Source organism: Streptomyces sp. NPDC087310 (genome assembly GCF_044744405.1).
Lineage (GTDB): Bacteria > Actinomycetota > Actinomycetes > Streptomycetales > Streptomycetaceae > Streptomyces.
Window position 1 is genome coordinate 515,086 of sequence record NZ_JBIUYF010000002.1, and the last position, 17,566, is coordinate 532,651.

Below are 17,566 nucleotides of genomic sequence, written 5' to 3' on the forward strand. Positions count from 1 at the left end.
CGATGAGCACCAGCCTGTCATCCGAGGAGGAGAAATGTCCGATCCCCTGCGCCTGCCGCTGACCGCCTACCAGCGGGACATCTGGGTCGCGAGCGCCCTCGACGAGAACCACCCGCAGTTCAACTGTGTCGTGCACGAACGTCTGACGGGACGGGTCGACGTGCCCGCGCTCCGGGCCTGCCTGGCCCGGGCGGTGCGGCGCAACGACGCGTTCTCGCTGTTCTTCGACGCGCGGGACGAGATACCCCACCAGTGGAAGGACCCCGAAGTCGGCTCCGCCCCCGACAGCGCTCTCGTCGCCGTCGTGGACCTCACCGACGAGCCCGACCCGCGCGCCGCGTGCGCCACCTGGGTCGAACGGTCGATGGCCCGCCCGTTCCCGCTGCGCCGCGGCCGGATGTTCGAGCTGACGCTGCTCAGGGAGGGGCCCGGCGCCGTACATCTGGTCGTCAAGGCCCATCACATCATCACCGACGGCTACGGCATCTTCCTCTTCACCGAGCAGGTCTTCGAGGAGTACGGGCGGGTGAAGGCGGGCGGCGCCCCCCGGGACGGGGCGGCCCCGTCGTATGTGGACTTCGTCGGCGAGGAGGCCCGTTACACCGCCTCGCCGCAGTTCCGGCGGGACCAGGACTTCCACCGCGGGGCGCACGCCGACGCGGTGCCCGCCCTGTTCACCCGTACCGCCGCGCCCGCCGCCCCGTCGGACGGCCCGTACTCCCCGACCGGCCGGTACTCCTTCACCGTGGAGAGCGCCCTCGTCCGGCGGCTGCGCGAGCAGCAGCGGCTGGTGTTCCCCGTCGTGGCCGCGGCGTTCGCCGCCTATCTCGGCCGGATCCACCGCGTACCGGAGGTGGTGCTGGGCATCCCCATGCTCAACCGCAGGACCGGTGAGGAGCTGGCGACCGTCGGCCACTTCGCCAACATCCTTCCCCTGCGGGTGAGGACCCCCGGTACGGCGACGATGCGCGAGGTCGGCGAGGCCGTGGAGAGCGGCGGCGAGGAACTGCGGCGCCATGAACGGCTGGCGCTCGGCGATGTGCTCAGGACGCTGCCGCGCGGCAGCGGGAGCGCGCCGCAGCTCTTCGACGTGACGCTGTCGTACCTGCCGATGCCCCCCAGTCCCGCCGTCGCCGGTCTCGTCCGCGAGACCAGCGGGTCCGCCCCCGCGCACGCGCAGGACGCCATCGCCGTCCACGTCCTGCACACCCGGGGCACCGACGACGTGCGGATCACCCTCACCTACGGGCGCGACGTCCTCGACGAGGACTTCCGCGTCGGGGCGCTGGCCGGCCACATCACCGCCCTGATCCGGGGCGCGGTCGAGCACCCCGACCGGCCGATCGGGACGCTGCCCGTGCTGGGCGCGGCCGAGCGCCGGAACCTGGAGAGCGCCGCGCGCGGCCCCCGGGTGGCGTACCCGGACGACCGGACCCTGCACAGCCTCTTCGAGGAGCAGGCCGCGCGCACCCCCGACCGCCAGGCGGTGCGGCCGGGCACCGCGACGGACGGCACCCCGTTGACCTTCGGGGAGCTCGACGCGGCGGCGAACCAGGTCGCCCATGCCCTGCGGGCGTCCGGGGTCCGCCCCGACGACCGGGTGGCCGTCCTGCTGGAGCGCGGTCCGCTGACGCTCGTGGCGGTGCTGGGCGTGCTCAAGGCCGGGGGCGCGTACGTACCGGTCGACCCCGGTCATCCGCCCGCGCGGATCGCATACGTACTGGAGGACAGCGGCGCCAAGGTCGTCCTGGTGGGCCCCGGCTCGCCCGGCGTGGGCGGTACGGACCCGACAGGGGTTACGGAGGTGCTGCGGGTCGGCGAGCTGCTGCACGGCCCGGCCACCCCGCCCGAGCCCACCGCCACCTCGCGTGATCTCGCCTATGTCATCTACACCTCGGGCTCGACCGGCAGGCCGAAGGGCGTCATGGTCGAGCACCGCTCGGTCGTCAACCGGCTGGCCTGGATGCAGCGCGCCTACCCCATCGGCGCGGACGACGTGATCCTGCACAAGACGCCGATCTCGTTCGACGTCTCGGTGTGGGAGCTGTTCTGGTGGGCCGTCGAAGGGGCCGCGGTCGCGCCGGCCCCGGTCGGCGCCGAGAAGGACCCGCGGGCGCTGGCGCGTACCGTCGCCGAACGGCGGGTGACCGTCACGCACTTCGTGCCCTCGATGCTCGGCCCGTTCCTCGATCTGCTGGAGGAGTCGCCGGAGTCGCGCGCCGAGGTCCGCTCGCTGCGGTACGTCTTCTGCAGCGGCGAGGCCCTGCCGCCCTCCCGGGTCGACCAGTTCAACCGGATCTTCGGCGCGGGCGACGGCGACCGGCCGGCGCCGGAGCTGGTGAACCTCTACGGGCCGACCGAGGCGACCGTCGACGTCTCCTGGTTCGCGTGCCCGGCCGACCCCGCGCATCCCGTGGCGCGGATTCCGATCGGCAGGCCGATCGACAACACCGAGCTGTACGTGCTCGGTGAACACCAGGACGAGCCACAGCCGTTCGGGGTGCCCGGCGAGCTGTGCGTGGCGGGGGCCGGCGTCGCCCGCGGCTATCTCGGCCGCCCCGAGCTGACCCGGGAGAAGTTCACCGCGCACCCCTCGGCCCCCGGTGGCCGCCTCTATCGCACCGGGGACCTGGCGCGGGTGCTCGCCGACGGCACCATCGAGTACCTCGGCAGGATCGACGGGCAGGTGAAGATCCGCGGCAACCGGATCGAACTCGGCGAGGTGGAGCACCATCTGGCGACCGCCCCCGGCGTGCGCGGCGCCGTCGTCACCAGTGTGACGTCGGCACGCGGCACCCAGCTCGTCGGGTACTACGTCGCGGACGAACCGGCCGAGGACGCCGCGTTGCGCGCCCATCTCGCCCTGAACCTGCCGGAGTTCATGATCCCGGCGTATCTGGTACGTATCGACCGCGTTCCGCTCACCCCCAACGGCAAGGCCGACCGCCGCGCCCTGCCCGCGCCCCCGACCGCGGGCGGGACGTCCGGGAAGGAGGCCGCCGAGCCCCGCGACGGGACCGAGGCGACGCTCGTCTCCGTCTGGTCCGAGGTGCTGGGGCAGGAGAACGTCGGCATCCACGACGACTACTACGCGCTGGGCGGCGACTCCCTCCTGACCATCAGGATCCAGGCCAGGGCCGCCCGGCTCGGCGTCCACTTCGCCCCGAACGACCTGGTCCAGCATCCGACCGTGGCGGCCCTGGCCACCCGCTGCACCACCGGAGCGCGCGAACAGGACGCGGACCTGGCCCCCTTCGCGCTGATCCCCGAGGAGTCACGGGCCCGGCTGCTGCGGGCGGGGGACGTCGAGGACGCGTTCCCGCTGACCCGGCTCCAGCTCGGGCTGATCTACCACAGCTCGGCCAGGGAAGGGTCCGCCGTCTACCACGACGTCTTCCACTACTCCTTCCGGCTGCCCTGGTGCGAGTCCTCCTTCCGGCGGTCGTTCGACCGGCTCGTCGCCCGTCACCCCGCGCTGCGTTCCTCGATCGACCTCGGCGGGCACGGCGAACCGCTCCAGATCGTCCACCGTCAGGCGACGGGAGGGCTCCTCGTCGTCGACCAGCGCGGCCTTCCGGAGGCCGAGGCGGACGCGGTCATCGACGAGCACATCGAGCGGCAGCGCCATCACAGCTACGACATGGCGACCGGGCCGCTCTGCCACTTCCGTGTCCATGTCCGCGAGAAGACCGTGGAGCTGGTGCTCAGCTTCCACCATGTGCTGCTCGACGGCGGCAGTGTGGCGAGCCTGCTGCGGGAGCTGCTGGAGGAGCATCTGCGCGCCCTGGGCGAGCGTACGGACCCCGCTCAGGACGGCCCGCCGCCCTCCCCCGCCCACCATGTCCTCGCCGAGCGCGCGGCCCTGGAGTCCGCGGACGACCGGCGGTACTGGCAGGAGCGGCTGGACGGCGCGCGGGGCGTCGGCCTCGACGGCTTCCGGCCCGCCACGCCGGTGACCGGGCCGAGCGGCTTCGTCACCCACCGGGCCACCCTGCCCGCGGGGCTGGAACACCGGGTCGGCGCCTTCTCCCGCGCGCACGCCGTCTCCGTGAAGTCCGTGCTCTTCGCGGCGCACTGCCTGACGCTGCGGCTCTTCTCCGGGCAGCACGACCTGACCACGGGGCTGCTCACGCACGGCCGTCCGGAGCGCGCCGACGGCGACCGCACCGCCGGTCTGTTCGTCCACACCATCCCCGTCCGGATGAACGACGCCGCCTCCACCTGGCTCGCCGCGGTCCGCGAGGCCCACCGTGAGGAGCGGCGCAGCCATCCGCACCGCCACTACCCGCTCAGCGCCATCCAGGAGGACTCCCCGCACGGACCGGCCGTGCGGACCGCGTTCAACTACGTCAACTTCCATGTCCTGGCGGAGGCTCTCGACCACCCCGCCGTCGAACTGCGGTCGGTGCGCACCTTCGAGGAGACCGACTTCCAGCTCCTCGTCAACGCCGTCACCGACCCGGGCGACGGCGGTCTCTGGCTGCGTATCGACGGGGAAGGCCGCCTCTTCACCCCCGAACAGGCGGAGTTGGTCGCCCGCGCCTACACCGAGATCCTCACCCGTGTCCTCGACCGCCCGCACGACCCCGCCGACCTCGGCTTCCTCGCCACCGCGGGCCCGCTCGCCGTCGCGCCCGCGGTACGCGCCCCGGAGCCCGCGGCGCCGGTGGACGTCGTACGCCTCTTCGCGGGGCAGGCCGCCCGCGCCCCGGACTCCGTCGCCGTGGTGCAGGGGACCCGGCGGTGGACCTACCGGGAACTGGACCGGGCCGCGGACCGGATCGCCCGGCGGCTGACCGGCCTCGGCGCGGGGGCCGGTGCCCGGGTCGGTGTCGCCATGGACCGCGCGCCGGAGACGGTGGCGGTGATCCTGGCCGTCGCGCGGGCGGGCGCCGCGTGCGTGCCGCTGGACACCGGCTACCCGGCGGAGCGGATCGCCGCGATGCTGGAACAGGCGCGGCCGGTACGGGTGGTGGCGCACCGCGCCCACGCGGGTCTGGTCGGCGACCCGGACACGCTGCTGCTCGCGGAGGACCTCGTACCGGAGGTAACGGATGTAACGGACGTAATGGAGGACGATCGCGACGGCGGCCCCGGCCTCCCCGGGGTGGATCCGGACAGCACCGCCTATGTCCTGTTCACCTCCGGCTCCACGGGCCGGCCCAAGGGCGTGGTGATGCCCCACCGCTCGCTCGCCACCATGGTGAACTGGCAGAACAGCGCGCCCAGCGCCGCCGCCGGGGGCACCACGGTGAGTTACGCGCCGCTCAGCTTCGACGTCTCGTTCCAGGAGATCTACTCCACGCTCTGCTCCGGCGGCACCCTCGTCCTCGCCACCGACGACGAACGGCGCGACATGCCGGCGCTGCTGCGTCTCCTCGACCGGCACGGCGTCGAGCGGATCTTCCTGCCCTACGTCGCCCTCCAGCAGCTCGCCGAGGCCGCGTGCGCGCTCGGCCCGGTGCCCCGCCGGCTGAGGACGCTGGTCTCCTCGGGCGAACAGCTCCGGGTGAGCGAGGAGATCCGCCGCCTGTGCGCCCTGCTGCCGGGCGCGGTCCTGGAGAACCAGTACGGCCCGACCGAGTCGCATGTCGTCACCAGCTTCACCATGACCGGCGACCCGGCCGCCTTCCCGCCGCTGCCGCCGATCGGCACGCCGATCGACGGTGCGGAGGTCCTCGTCCTGGACGAGCGGATGCGGCCGGTCCCGGTCGGGGTCAGGGGGGAGATCCACCTCGGCGGCGCCTGTCTGGCCGACGGGTACACCGGGGCGCCCGAGCTGACCGCGGAGCGGTTCGTCCCGCATCCGGACGGCGGCGACCGGCGGCTGTACCGGACCGGCGACCTCGGTTACGTCCTGCCGGGCGGCGCCGTCGTCCACGCCGGGCGCGCCGACAGCCAGGTCAAGATACGCGGCTTCCGGGTCGAGCCCGCCGAGGTGGAGCTCGCCGTCGCCCGGCACGCCGCGCACGGTTCCGGCGTCCGTGAGGTCGCGGTCGTGGACCGGCGGCGCGGGACGGACTCCTTCCTCGCCGCGTTCCTCGTGGGGGACCCGGAGCTGACCGACCTCGGGCGGCTCAAGGACGATCTGCGGGCGACCCTGCCGGAGTACCTGGTCCCCTCCCACTACACGTGGCTGCCCCGTATGCCGCTCACGCCCAGCGGCAAACGGGACGACGCGGCGCTGCGCGCGGCCGAGCTGACGGCGGCGGCGCCCCGGGAGGGCCGGCCGCCCCGGGACGCGTACGAGCGGACGCTCGTGGAGGTGTTCGCCGAACTGCTCGACGTCCCCGCGCCGGGCGTCCACGACAGCCTCTTCGACCTGGGGGGCACTTCGATCACCGCCATGCGCCTGGTCATGCTGGTCGAACAGCGCCTCGGTGTGCGGCTGCCGCTGTCCGGGCTCGTCGCGGCCCCCACGCCCGCCGCCGTCGCTGAGCTCCTGCGTACCTCGGACACGGCGTCCGGCCTCCGCGACGTACTGGTGCCGTTCCGCCGGGAGGGCGGCCGGCCGCCGGTCTTCTTCGTCCATCCGCTGGGCGGCAACGTGCTCTGCTATCTGGCGCTGTCCCGGCACCTCCCCGACGACCAGCCCTTCTACGGACTCCAGTCGGCCGGGTTCGTACCGGGCACCGAGCCGGACCGCTCCGTCCCCGAGATGGCCGCCCGGTACGTCGAGGCCGTCCGGCGGGTGCGGCCGACCGGTCCGTACGTCATCGGCGGCTGGTCGTTCGGCGGCTTCGTCGCCTTCGAGATGGCGCGGCTGCTGCGGCGGGCCGGCCAGGAGGTGCTGCCCCCGATCCTCCTCGACACGGTCGCGCTCAGCCCGGACGCCCCCCGGGACGTGAGCGACGTGTCCCTGCTGCACTTCTTCTTCTGGGAACTCCTCTGGGCGGACAGCGGGAGCGACACCCCCGTCGAGGAGCTGACCCGCGAGGTCGGTACCGAGGACGAGGTGTTCCGGCGCGTGGCCGAGGTCGCCGCGCGGAACGGGATCCTTCCGCCCGGCGACTCCCACGACGCGGCCCGCCGTCTCCACGCCGTCTTCCAGGCGAACTACCAGGCGCTGATGGACGAGCGGGCCGAGGTCGGCGAGCTGGACCTCACCCTCCTCCACGCCCAGGGCGACCTGCCGGACGTGCTCAAGCCCCTGCACGAGGGGGCGGGCTCCCTGCACGGCGACCCCACGAACGGCTGGCGGACCAGGACGACCGGACACATCGAGGTCGTCGACGTCCCCGGTGACCATCTGCGGGTCGTGGAGGAGCCGTACGTGAAGTACGTGGCGGAGCAGATCACTCATCTGGTGACGGCGAGCCTGCCGGGCACCGGCAACGGAATCCGAGGAAAGCGGTGACGGCGGACATGAGCAGCGGAAACGGAACGAGCGGTACCCGTCGCAGGACGGCGATCGTCGTGGGCGCCGGGATCGGCGGCCTCGCGGCGGCCGTCACGCTGCGCAGCGTGGGCATCGACGTCGAGGTCCACGAGCGGGCGGGCGAGCTGCGCCCGGCGGGCACCGGCCTGTCCGTCATGACCAACTCCATGACGGCGCTGGCCTCGCTCGGCATCGATCTGCGCCTGGCGGAGCGCGGCCGGGTCATCGAGACCGCCGAGCTGATGACGCGCACGGGCGGCCGGATCAAGACGCTGCCCTACCGGGAGCTCACCGAGCGGCTGGGCGCCCCGAGCGTGTGCGTCTCCCGCAGTGAGCTTCAGGCGGCCCTGCTGGAGGCGGCCGGGGACTGCCCGATCCGTCTGGGGTCGGCCGCCACGGGGTACACCGTCGAGGAGGACGGGGTACGGGTCCGGTTCGCCGACGGGCGGGAAGCCCACGCCGACCTGCTCATCGGCGCCGACGGCATCCACTCGGCGGTCCGCAGACAACTGGCGGGACCGGAGGAGCTCCGGGAGGCCGGTTACCTCTGCTGGCTCGCCGTCACCCCGTTCGACCATCCGCGACTGACCCCGGGCTTCAACGGCCACTACTGGGGCCGGGGGCAGCGCTTCGGGCTGCACGACATCGGCCAGGGGCAGGTCTACTGGTGGGGGACGCGGAACATGTCCGCCGAGGCCGCCCGCGGCTGGAAGGGCGACAAGGAGGACATCGCCCGCGCCTTCGACGGCTGGGCGGATGTGGTCGGCGAGGTGATCAGGGCCACCCCCGAGGAGTCCGTCCACGCCGTCCCCGCGCAGGACCGGCCGTTCCTGGAGCGCTGGGGCGAGGGTCCCGTGACGCTGCTGGGGGACGCCGCCCACCCCATGCTGACCGCCCTCGCCCAGGGCGGGAGCACGGCGATCGAGGACGCCGTGGTCCTGGCGCGGAGCTGCGCGGCGGCGTCCGACCCGGCGGCCGGGCTGCGCGCGTACGAGGCGGCCCGCCGCGACCGCACCCGATGGCTGGTCGACAACTCCTACTCCCTGAGCAGGAACGAGCAGGAGGAGCGCCCGCTGGCGACGGCGGTGCGCGACACCCTGATGCGTTACGCGCCGACGTCCCTGCTGATGCGCCCCTTCGAGAAGGCGATGACGTACGAGCCTCCCCGCTTCGGCGCGGACGACGGGTCCGCGCGGGCGGGTGCGGACCGGTGACCGGGGCGCGCCGGGACGGTCACGGGGTGGTGGTGGAGACCACGTACACCCGGGGGAACCCGGGGTCGGTCAGGTCCACGACGACGTCCTGGCTGGGGCGCGGGCTCTGCTGCCGGTGGTGGAGCCCCGCCAGGTCGTGACCGGGGAGGTCGAAGTCCCAGCCGACGGTGTGCCGGTCGCGGGGGCTGATGGTGATCTCGCCGTCCTTGAGGGCGGAGCGGCTGGTGCCCATCTCCGTGAGGAAGGCGTCGAGACGCCCTGAGGTCACGTCGAACTGGACGTACAGCCGGCTGGTCTTCCAGTTGCTCGTCTCGTAGTAGCGGATACGGGACGAGCCCGGCGGGATCGGCACCTCGAAGACGCGCCGCTTCATCTTGGAGGGGCGCATCTCCTGGAGGCCGGTGGCCGAGGACTCGATCTCCTTGTTCCGGCCGCTGTCCCGGCTCTGCCCGGCCGAGATCGCGAGGTACCCGGCCGGGATGCCGATGAGCAGCACGATGACGATCGCCGTCAGCCAGCGGCGGCGGTTGCGGTGGCGGCGGTCCTCGGGCGGCTTCGCCCCGATCACGGCGGCCTCCTCCGGGTCCTGCGCGGCGCCCGGTCCGGTCCGGTCCCCGGTCATGCCGGCGGCTCCTGGCCGGGGCGGGCGGTGCGGATCACCTGCGCGTACCGCTCGTACCGCTCATGGCGCTCCACGCGGCGGCGGTTGGCGCGGCGGAAGCGCCGGGCGACCAGCCGGGAGAGGTCGGCGGCGCCGACCATGCCCGCCTCGGGGCCGAGTTCCGCCTTGGCGATCCGGGCCTCGGGGCGGTAGCCGCGGCCGGTGAGGTTACGGCGGAAGGCGTCGCGGGCCGGGTTGATGAGCAGGTCGTCGGCGGCGCTGACGCCGCCGCCGACGACGAAGCAGGACGGGTCGAGGGCGGCGGCGAGGTTGGCGATGCCGACGCCGAGCCACTGCCCGATGTCCTGGAACAGCTCGATGCACATGGCGTCGCCCTCGCGGGCCAGCTCGGTGATGAGCGGGCCCGTGATCTCCTGGACGTTGCCCTTGACGCGTTCGATGATGTTGTACGCGACGGGTGAGTCGGCGGCGGCCAGCTCCCTGGCCTCCCGTACGAGGGCGTTGCCGGAGCTGTACTGCTCCCAGCAGCCGCGATTGCCGCACGCGCAGCGGTGGCCGCCGGGCACGACCTGCATGTGGCCGAACTCGCCGGCGACCCCGAACTTGCCGCGCTTGACCCGGCCGTCCTCCAGGATGGCGCCGCCGATGCCGGTGCCCAGCGTGATCATGACGAGGTGGTCCTCGCCGCGTCCGGCGCCGAAGCGCCACTCGGCCCAGGCGGCGGTGTTGGCGTCGTTGTCGACCATGACGGGGACGGCGAGCCGGGAGGAGAGCGCGTCCCTGAGCGGTTCGTCGCGCCAGGCGAGGTGGGGTGCGAAGAGCACCTTGGAGCGGTCGGCGTCGACCCAGCCGGCCGCGCCGATGCCCACCGCGTGCACGTCGTGGCGGTCGGAGAGGTCGAGGACCAGCTCGACGATGGTGTCCTCGACGACGCGGGGGCTCTTGGACTTGTCCGGCGTCTCGGTCCTGATCTTCTCCAGGATGTTGCCGTCCGGGTCGACGACCCCGGCCATCACCTTCGTACCGCCGATGTCGATGCCGACGGTCGGGACGCGGGGCGCGGTCAGCAGGGAGCGGCGCTCCCGGGTGCCGACGGTCCGCAGCACGGTGGCGCGGGCCGTACCGCGGTGGGTGATGTCACGGTACGTACTCATCGGCCCGCTCCTCGTGTGTCGTCCGTCGGATCGGTCGTGCCGTACCGAGTGGGGCGGCGGCTGGGTGCTCGCACGAGTCGTGTCGTCCCTGCGGGGTCGGGGGCCGCCAGGCCCGGGTGGGCAGCGGCGGCGGACGGGTGTCCGCCCTGCCAGATTGTGCCATCCGGGGCGGGCGGGGTCGCTGTGCGGCCCGGCGGGCGGCGCCACGCCCGTGTCCGGGGGCGCCGTACCCGTACCGGTCCCGGCGGGGCAGGCCCGCCCCGGGTCAGTCCTCGTCGCCCGCCGGGGGTTTCTTCAGCCTCGGGGTGGGGGCGCGCTCCAGCTCATGGCTGAGTTCGGCCAGCTCGGAGCCGCCCGCCATCTGCCGGGTCAGCTCGTCCAGGGTGATCGAGTCCTTGGTGTGGCTGCCCGCCATGACGCCCCGCTTGAGCAGGACGAAGCGGTCGCCCACCAGATACGCGTGGTGCGGGTTGTGCGTGATGAGGACCACTCCGAGTCCCGCGTCACGTGCGGCGGCCACGTACTTGAGGACCACCCCGGACTGTTTGACCCCGAGGGCGGCGGTCGGCTCGTCCAGGACGAGGACCTTCGCGCCGAAGTGGACGGCGCGGGCGATGGCCACGCACTGGCGCTCGCCGCCGGAGAGGGTGCCGATCGGCTGGTCGACGTCGCGCAGGTCGATGCCCATGCGCAGCAGCTCGGCGCGGGTGGTCTCGCGCATCCGTGCCACGTCGAGCCGTTTGAAGGGCCCGTACCCCTTGCGCGGCTCCGAGCCGAGGAAGAAGTTCCGCCAGACCGGCATCAGGGGGACCACGGCGAGGTCCTGGTAGACGGTGGCGATGCCCCGGTCCAGCGCGTCGCGCGGGGAGGAGAGCGCCGCCTTCTCGCCGTCGATCAGGAAGTCGCCCGCGTCATGGCCGTGCAGCCCGGCGATGATCTTGATGAGGGTGGACTTGCCGGCCCCGTTGTCGCCCAGGACGCAGGTGATCTCACCGGCGTGGACCTCCAGCGAGACGCCCTCCAGGGCGCGGATGTTGCCGTAGTACTTGCTGACGTCGTCCAGTTCGACGAGTGCGGTCATCGTGACGCCTCCGCGCGCTTGCGCACCCACGCGTTGAGCAGGGTGGCCAGAAGGAGCATCGCTCCGAGGAAGAACTTGAACCAGTCCGGGTTCCACTCGGCGTACACGATGCCCTTGCTCGTCATGCCGAAGATGAACGCGCCGACGGCGGAGCCGATCGCCGAACCGTAGCCGCCGGTGATCAGACAGCCGCCGATGACGGCCGCGATGATGTAGATCAGCTCGTTGCCGACGCCCTCGCCGGACTGGACGACGTCGAACGAGAAGAGCAGGTGCTGCCCGGCGATCCAGGCGCAGAAGGCCACGCCCATGTAGAGCAGGATCCGGGTCCGCTCCACGGGGACGCCGACGGCGCGGGCGGCGTCCGCGTTGCCGCCCACCGCGAAGATCCAGTTGCCGAGGCGGGTGCGCAGCAGGATCCAGGTGGCGAGGGCGACCAGCCCGGCCCACCACAGGATGGTGACCTTCAGGTCGACGCCGCCGAGGGTGAGCTGGGAGGCGAAGACCTTCCGGGCGGAGGGGAAGCCCTCCATGTTGGCGATCGTCTTGGTCGAGACGGTGCCGCTGATCAGCTTCGTCACACCGAGGTTGAGTCCGGTGAGCATCAGGAACGTACCGAGCGTGATGATGAAGCTGGGCAGTCTCGTACGGGTCAGCATGACCCCGTTGAAGACCCCGAACGCGAGCGTGACCAGCAGCGACACCAGGACGCCGACCCAGACGTTCGCCGTCATCTGGTAGCTGAACATCGAGGAGACCAGCGCGGAGCTGGTCACCATCACACCGGCCGAGAGGTCGAACTCGCCGCCGATCATCAGCAGCGCCACCGGGACGGCCATGATGCCGATCGTGGACGCCGCGTACAGGACCGTGCCGAAGCTGGAGAGCTGGAGGAACGAGTCGGCGACGAAGGCGAAGAAGAGGAAGACGGCCGCCGCGCCGACGACCGAGCCCAGCTCGGGCCGGCCGAGGAGCCCCCGGAGCGGGGAGGTGTGCAGCAGGCGTTCGTCCGCGCTCACCGGGTGCCCCGCTCCGTGTACTTCTCCAGCGCCCCGGCGTCCTTCTTGGTGATGATCTGCGGTCCGGTGAGCACCGGGCGCCCGCCGCCGAGGACGTCGGCGTTGTAGCGGTAGAGCCAGAGCAGGTCGACCGCCTCGTACCCCTGGAGGTACGGCTGCTGGTCGACGGCGAAGCCGAGGGTGCCGGAGGTCAGGGAGGCGGCGACCTTGGCGTTGAGGTCGAAGGTGTCGATCTCGGCCTTGCTGCCCGCGGTCTCCTTGGCCTTGACGGCGGCGTCCGCGAAGGGCGCGCCCAGGGTGACGACGGCGTCGACGGAGCGGTCGGTCTGGAGCTTGGCCTCGATGGACGCCTGGACGTCGGGCATGTTGGTGCCGTCGACGTACAGGTTCTGCATCTGCCCGCCGAAGGTCTCCTTCGCCCCGGCGCAGCGCTGCTCGTGGCCGACGTTGCCCTGCTCGTGGATGACGCAGAGCGCCTTCTTCCTGCCGCGCCGGTCGAGTTCCTCGCCGACGGCCTCGCCGGCGATGGTCTCGTCCTGGCCGACATGGGTGAGCGCGCCGAACTTCTTGGACTCGGCGGCGCCGGAGTTCACCGTGATCACCGGGATGCCGGCCCGGGTGGCCTGGGCGACGACGGCCTTCATGGCGTCGGGCTTGGCGAGCGTGACGATCAGCCCGTCGACCTTCTTGTCGATGTAGGACTGCACGAGCTGTGCCTGCTGCTGGCCCTCGTCGCTGTTGGCGTAGAGGAACTTGATGTTGTCCTTGGCGGCGGCCTGCTTGGCGCCGTTCTGCACGATGTCCCAGAAGGTGTCGCCACTGCCCGAGTGGGTGACCATGGCCACGGTCCACCGCGGGGTGTCCACCGCGGCCCGTCCCTGGGCGGCCTGCTGGGCCCGTTCCTCGGCGCGCTTGCCGCCGGTACTGCTGCATCCGGCGAGGGCCGTGGCCCCGAGCACCGCCGCCAGTACGGCGCTCAGCGCGCGTACCCCTGTCCGAACCCTTGCCACGACGCCGTGCCCTTCTTGCTGTACTCCTCGGTGCGGCCGGGGCTCGTCCGTGCGGAACCCGGCCGCCCAAGTATCGGTCATGGCTGGTCGGGGGGTGGCCAGCGGGTACCGCGGGGCGGTGGCGAGGCGGTTACGTACGGACGAGGAGCTGGAACTCGAAGGCGTACCGCGAGGCCCGGTAGATGTGCGAGCCGAACTCCACCGCCCGCCCCGTGTCGTCGAAGGCGGTCCGCTCCATGGTGAGCAGCGGCGCCCCGGCGGGCTCGGTCAGCACCTCGGCCTCCTCGGTGGTGGCGGCCCGCGCCCCGACCGTCTGGCGCGCGCTGTGCAGGGTGATCCCGGCGGAGCGCAGCATCCGGTAGAGGCCGGTGGCTTCGAGGCGCCGTGTGTCGCAGTCGAGGAGGCCGGCGGGCAGATGGTTGCGCAGATACGCCATCGGCTCGTCGTGCGCGTACCGCAGCCGCTCCACGAGCAGCACCTCCGCGCCCTCCGGCACCCCGAGCGCGGCGGCGACCTCGGCGGTGGCGGGGTGCAGGGTGTTGCGCAGGACGCGGGTGGCGGGGCGCTGGCCGGCCGCCTCCAGGTCGTCGTAGAGGCTGCTCAGCTCCAGGGGGCGTTTGACCTGGCTGTGCACGACCTGGGTGCCGACGCCCCGGCGGCGTACGAGCAGTCCTTTGTCGACGAGGGACTGGATGGCCTGGCGGACGGTCGGGCGGGAGAGTCCGAGCCGGCCCGCGAGTTCGATCTCGTTGCCGAGCAGGCTGCCGGGCGCCAGCCTGCCGCGCTCGATGGCACCCTCCAACTGCTGCGCGAGCTGGAAGTAGAGCGGTACGGGACTGGTGCGGTCGACGCCGAGCCTGAGCTGCGGGGCAAGGTCCGGCTCCGGGCCGACGGGGTCGGCCCGGCCGGTCGTCTCCTGTCCGGTTCGGACTGATCTCGGCTGATGGGGCACGGGCCGAGCGTAGTCGCATGCCCTGTTGACGGGAAGTAGAGAAGTCCGGTTGTCAGGACAAAGCCTTGACACGGTGATCAGGGTACGGCCACCTTGGGGCCATGCGCATCGGACTCATCGGCACCGGCCGTATCGGCACCTTCCACGCGGACGTACTCAACCGCCATCGCGATGTCGGATCCCTGGTCGTCGCGGACATGGACGCGGCACGGGCGGCGCGGGTCGCCGAGCGGATCGGCGCCACGGCCGCGCCCTCCGTGGACGAGATCTTCTCGTGGGGCGTGGACGCCGTGGTGATCACGTCGGCGACCTCGTCCCACGCCGAACTGATCAGCCGGGCCGCGCGCGCCGGACTGCCCTGCTTCTGCGAGAAGCCCATCGCCCTGGACCTGGCGGGCACGCTGGCCGCGCTGCACGAGGTGGAGTCGGCGGGCACGGCGCTCCAGCTCGGCTTCATGCGCCGCTTCGACGCGGGGTACGGCACGGCGCGTGAGCTCGTACGGTCGGGGCGGCTCGGCCGGCTGCACACCGTACGCGCGATCACCTCGGACCCGGCGCCGCCGCCCGCCTCGTACCTGCCGCTCTCCGGCGGTCTGTACCGCGACTGTCTGGTCCATGACTTCGACATCCTGCGCTGGGTGACCGGGCGCGAGGTGGTGGAGGTGTACGCGACGGGCTCGGACGCGGGCCCCGCGATCTTCGCCGAGGCGGGGGACATCGACACGGCCGCCGCGGTCCTGACCCTGGACGACGGGACGCTCGCGACCGCGACCTCCACCCGCTGCAACGGGGCGGGCTACGACGTACGGATGGAACTCGCTGGCGAGCTGGACCAGTTCGCGGTGGGACTCGACGACCGTACGCCGATCACCTCGACCGAGCCGAAGGGCCCGCCGGCCTGCGACAACCCGTGGCCGGGCTTCCTGGAGCGGTTCGCCCCTGCGTACGAGGCGGAGCTGGACGCGTTCGTGAAGGTCGTCAACGGTGAGCTGGCGAATCCGTGCGACGGCCGGGAGGCGCTGCACGCGCTGCGGATCGCGGAGGCGTGCGAGCTGTCGCGGAGCGAGCACCGTCCGGTGGCGCTGACGGAGATCGCCGGGGGGTGAGAGCGGCGAGCTCTGAAGGGTCCGGAGCGGGGTCGCGCTCCCGGCCCTTCAGAGCTCGCCGCCGTCCGGGGCCAGGTCCGCGTCGTGCACCAGCAGGGCGATCTGGACCCGGTTGTTGAGGTCGAGCTTGGCCAGGATGCGCGAGACATGGGCCTTGACGGTGGGGACACTCATGTAGAGGCCGGCGGCGATCTCCGCGTTGGACCGGCCGAGGCCGACGGCGAGCGCGACCTCCCGCTCCCGCTCGCCGAGGGTCGCGAGCCGGTTCGCCGCGCTCGCCCTGCGGCCGGTGGCGGCCTGTTCCGCGCCCGCCCCCGTGCCCCCGCCCGGACCGGCCACCTGGGTCATCAACTGGCGGGTGACGGCGGGCGAGAGCACCGGGTCACCGGCCGCCACCCGCCGTACGGCGTCGACGATCTCGGCGGGCGGGGTGTCCTTGAGGACGAACCCGGCGGCCCCGGCGCGCAGCGCGCGTACCACCTGTTCGTCGGCGTGGAAGGTGGTCAGCACGAGGACCTCGGGGGCGCCCGGGAGACGCCGCAGGGTCTCCGTGGCGGCCAGCCCGTCCATGACGGGCATCCGGATGTCCATGAGCACCACGTGGGGCGCGGTCCGTTCGACCAGCGCGGCGACCTCGGTGCCGTCGGCCCCCTCCCCCACGATCTCGATGTCGTCGGCGCCGCCGAGCATGAAGGTCAGTCCGGCGCGGACCAGCGGGTCGTCGTCGACGATGATCAGCCTGATGGTCATGCGGCCCACGGTAGCCAAGCGCGGACGGCGAAGCCGCCGTCGCCCGTCGGTCCGTGCTCGAACCGGCCACCCGCCAGGGCGGCCCGCTCCGTCAGTCCGATCAGTCCCTGCCCCGAGCCGGGGACCTTCGCCACCGCGCCGGTGGGTGCGGCGTTGCGGACCTCGACGGTGAGCCCGTCCCCCGGGCCGCCGCTGACCTCGACGCTGGAGCCGGTTCCCGGCGCGTGCTTACGGGCGTTGGTCAGCGCCTCCTGCGCGATGCGGTACGCGGTACGGCCGACGGCGGCGGGCACGGCGGCCGGATCGGCGACCCGGTTGTCCAGGTCGACCGCCATACCGGCCCTGCGGGACTCGGCGACCAGCTCGTCGAGCGTGACCAGGGTGGGCTGGGGGCGGTCGCTCTCGTCGCCGTCCGGCGCCCGCAGCACCCCGATGATCATGCGCAGGTCCTGGAGGGCGTCGTGCGCGCTGTCCCTGATCACCCCGGCCGCCCTGGCGACCTCGGGCGCCGGGGCGTCCGGCCGGAACTCCAGGGCGCCCGCGTGGACGCTGAGCAGCGTCAGCCGGTGCGCGAGCACGTCGTGCATCTCGCGGGCGATGGCCTCACGGGCCAGCCGCTGGGCCTGCTCGGCGCGGAGTCCGGCCTCGGCCTCGGCGCGCAGCGCCCGCTCGCGCAGCGCGACGACGAGCTGGCGCCTGGACCGTACGAGCATGCCCCAGCCGACCGACAGCAGGAGCAGGACCACGGTCGCGACGAGCAGGAAGGTGAGAGTGGAGGTGGGATCCGGGCGGATGTACGCCTGGGCGAACCCGGTGACCAGGGCCACCGCGCTGACGATCAGCACGGGCCGGAAGGGCCGGTGCACGGCCACACAGAACACCGCGACGAGCGAGGCCCCTCCGGCGAGCGGGGCCACCATGCTCACGACCGACAGCACGATCGCCAGCTCCACCGGCCGGATCCGCCGCAGCCACAGGGAACAGCAGGCCAGGAACCCGGCGATCAGGTCGAAGGCGTCGACCAGCTCGGGGTTGTGGGCCTTCTGGAGCGTCTCGACGGCGAGCAGCCCGACGCCCGCGGCGACGACGAACATCAGCGTGTCGATGATCCAGTCGCGCACCGTACGGCGCGGCCGGGCCCTGCCGCGGTCGCCGGGCAGCTCGGGACCTCGGGGATCGATCATCTCCGAGGGGAGCAGCCAGGGGTAGTCCGTACGTGTCATGCCACCCAATTTACGCAGGTGGCGGGCGGTACGGTCGCCGGTGCGCGGCGGAAGCTA

General features: G+C 72.8%; 11 protein-coding genes. 3 read left to right on the forward strand and 8 right to left on the reverse strand.

The features are described 5' to 3' along the window. The first annotated feature begins 34 nt into the window (after nucleotides 1-34). Nucleotides 35-7,357: an amino acid adenylation domain-containing protein gene (locus ACIO3P_RS08070; RefSeq protein WP_401848504.1), complete on the forward strand. Its 7,323-nt coding sequence runs from the start codon at nucleotides 35-37 to the stop codon at nucleotides 7,355-7,357. 8 nt (nucleotides 7,358-7,365) lie between these two features. Further along, nucleotides 7,366-8,592, forward strand: coding sequence for an FAD-dependent monooxygenase (locus tag ACIO3P_RS08075; RefSeq protein WP_401848502.1), 1,227 nt, complete (start codon nucleotides 7,366-7,368; stop codon nucleotides 8,590-8,592). Between the two features lie 19 nt (nucleotides 8,593-8,611). Here the strand turns inward: ACIO3P_RS08075 and ACIO3P_RS08080 are convergent, their stop codons facing one another. The 6 genes from ACIO3P_RS08080 to ACIO3P_RS08105 all read right to left on the reverse strand — a co-directional run bounded on the left by ACIO3P_RS08080 (nucleotide 8,612) and on the right by ACIO3P_RS08105 (nucleotide 14,430). Next, nucleotides 8,612-9,214, reverse strand: coding sequence for a hypothetical protein (locus ACIO3P_RS08080; RefSeq protein WP_329828018.1), 603 nt, complete (start codon nucleotides 9,212-9,214; stop codon nucleotides 8,612-8,614). Continuing rightward, nucleotides 9,211-10,368, reverse strand: a complete 1,158-nt coding sequence (locus tag ACIO3P_RS08085; protein ID WP_401848501.1) for an ROK family glucokinase — start codon at nucleotides 10,366-10,368, stop codon at nucleotides 9,211-9,213. Before ACIO3P_RS08085 ends, ACIO3P_RS08080 begins: the two co-directional genes overlap by 4 nt. Nucleotides 10,369-10,633: 265 nt before the next feature. After that, nucleotides 10,634-11,449 (reverse strand): ATP-binding cassette domain-containing protein, encoded by an 816-nt coding sequence (locus ACIO3P_RS08090; RefSeq protein ID WP_329828020.1) that lies wholly within the window; start codon nucleotides 11,447-11,449, stop codon nucleotides 10,634-10,636. After that, nucleotides 11,446-12,468, reverse strand: coding sequence for an ABC transporter permease (locus ACIO3P_RS08095; RefSeq protein WP_329828021.1), 1,023 nt, complete (start codon nucleotides 12,466-12,468; stop codon nucleotides 11,446-11,448). The genes ACIO3P_RS08090 and ACIO3P_RS08095 overlap by 4 nt, the downstream gene beginning before the upstream one ends. Beyond that, nucleotides 12,465-13,478, reverse strand: coding sequence for a sugar ABC transporter substrate-binding protein (locus ACIO3P_RS08100; protein WP_329828022.1), 1,014 nt, complete (start codon nucleotides 13,476-13,478; stop codon nucleotides 12,465-12,467). The genes ACIO3P_RS08095 and ACIO3P_RS08100 overlap by 4 nt, the downstream gene beginning before the upstream one ends. Nucleotides 13,479-13,608: 130 nt before the next feature. Then, a complete protein-coding gene (locus ACIO3P_RS08105) occupies nucleotides 13,609-14,430 on the reverse strand; it encodes a GntR family transcriptional regulator (protein WP_329828023.1) in 822 nt (273 codons plus the stop codon). Nucleotides 14,431-14,531: 101 nt separating this feature from the next. Here ACIO3P_RS08105 and ACIO3P_RS08110 point away from each other — a divergent pair, with 101 nt between their 5' ends. Then, on the forward strand, nucleotides 14,532-15,536 hold the full coding sequence (locus ACIO3P_RS08110; RefSeq protein ID WP_329828024.1) for a Gfo/Idh/MocA family oxidoreductase: 1,005 nt from the start codon (nucleotides 14,532-14,534) through the stop codon (nucleotides 15,534-15,536). Nucleotides 15,537-15,584: 48 nt separating this feature from the next. Here ACIO3P_RS08110 and ACIO3P_RS08115 read toward each other — a convergent pair whose 3' ends face one another. Further along, complete coding sequence (locus tag ACIO3P_RS08115; RefSeq protein ID WP_401785670.1) at nucleotides 15,585-16,286, reverse strand: response regulator; 702 nt, start codon at nucleotides 16,284-16,286, stop codon at nucleotides 15,585-15,587. Further along, on the reverse strand, nucleotides 16,283-17,509 hold the full coding sequence (locus ACIO3P_RS08120) for a histidine kinase (protein WP_329828026.1): 1,227 nt from the start codon (nucleotides 17,507-17,509) through the stop codon (nucleotides 16,283-16,285). Before ACIO3P_RS08120 ends, ACIO3P_RS08115 begins: the two co-directional genes overlap by 4 nt. Between the last annotated feature and the right edge of the window lie 57 nt (nucleotides 17,510-17,566).

Coding starts and splice junctions, on each gene's coding strand:
- ACIO3P_RS08070 (WP_401848504.1), top strand. CDS start 35: ATGTCCGATCCCCTGCGCCTGCCGCTGACCGCCTACCAGCGGGACATC.
- ACIO3P_RS08085 (WP_401848501.1), bottom strand. CDS start 10,368: ATGAGTACGTACCGTGACATCACCCACCGCGGTACGGCCCGCGCCACC.
- ACIO3P_RS08110 (WP_329828024.1), top strand. CDS start 14,532: ATGCGCATCGGACTCATCGGCACCGGCCGTATCGGCACCTTCCACGCG.
- ACIO3P_RS08075 (WP_401848502.1), top strand. CDS start 7,366: ATGAGCAGCGGAAACGGAACGAGCGGTACCCGTCGCAGGACGGCGATC.
- ACIO3P_RS08115 (WP_401785670.1), bottom strand. CDS start 16,286: ATGACCATCAGGCTGATCATCGTCGACGACGACCCGCTGGTCCGCGCC.
- ACIO3P_RS08080 (WP_329828018.1), bottom strand. CDS start 9,214: ATGACCGGGGACCGGACCGGACCGGGCGCCGCGCAGGACCCGGAGGAG.
- ACIO3P_RS08090 (WP_329828020.1), bottom strand. CDS start 11,449: ATGACCGCACTCGTCGAACTGGACGACGTCAGCAAGTACTACGGCAAC.
- ACIO3P_RS08120 (WP_329828026.1), bottom strand. CDS start 17,509: ATGACACGTACGGACTACCCCTGGCTGCTCCCCTCGGAGATGATCGAT.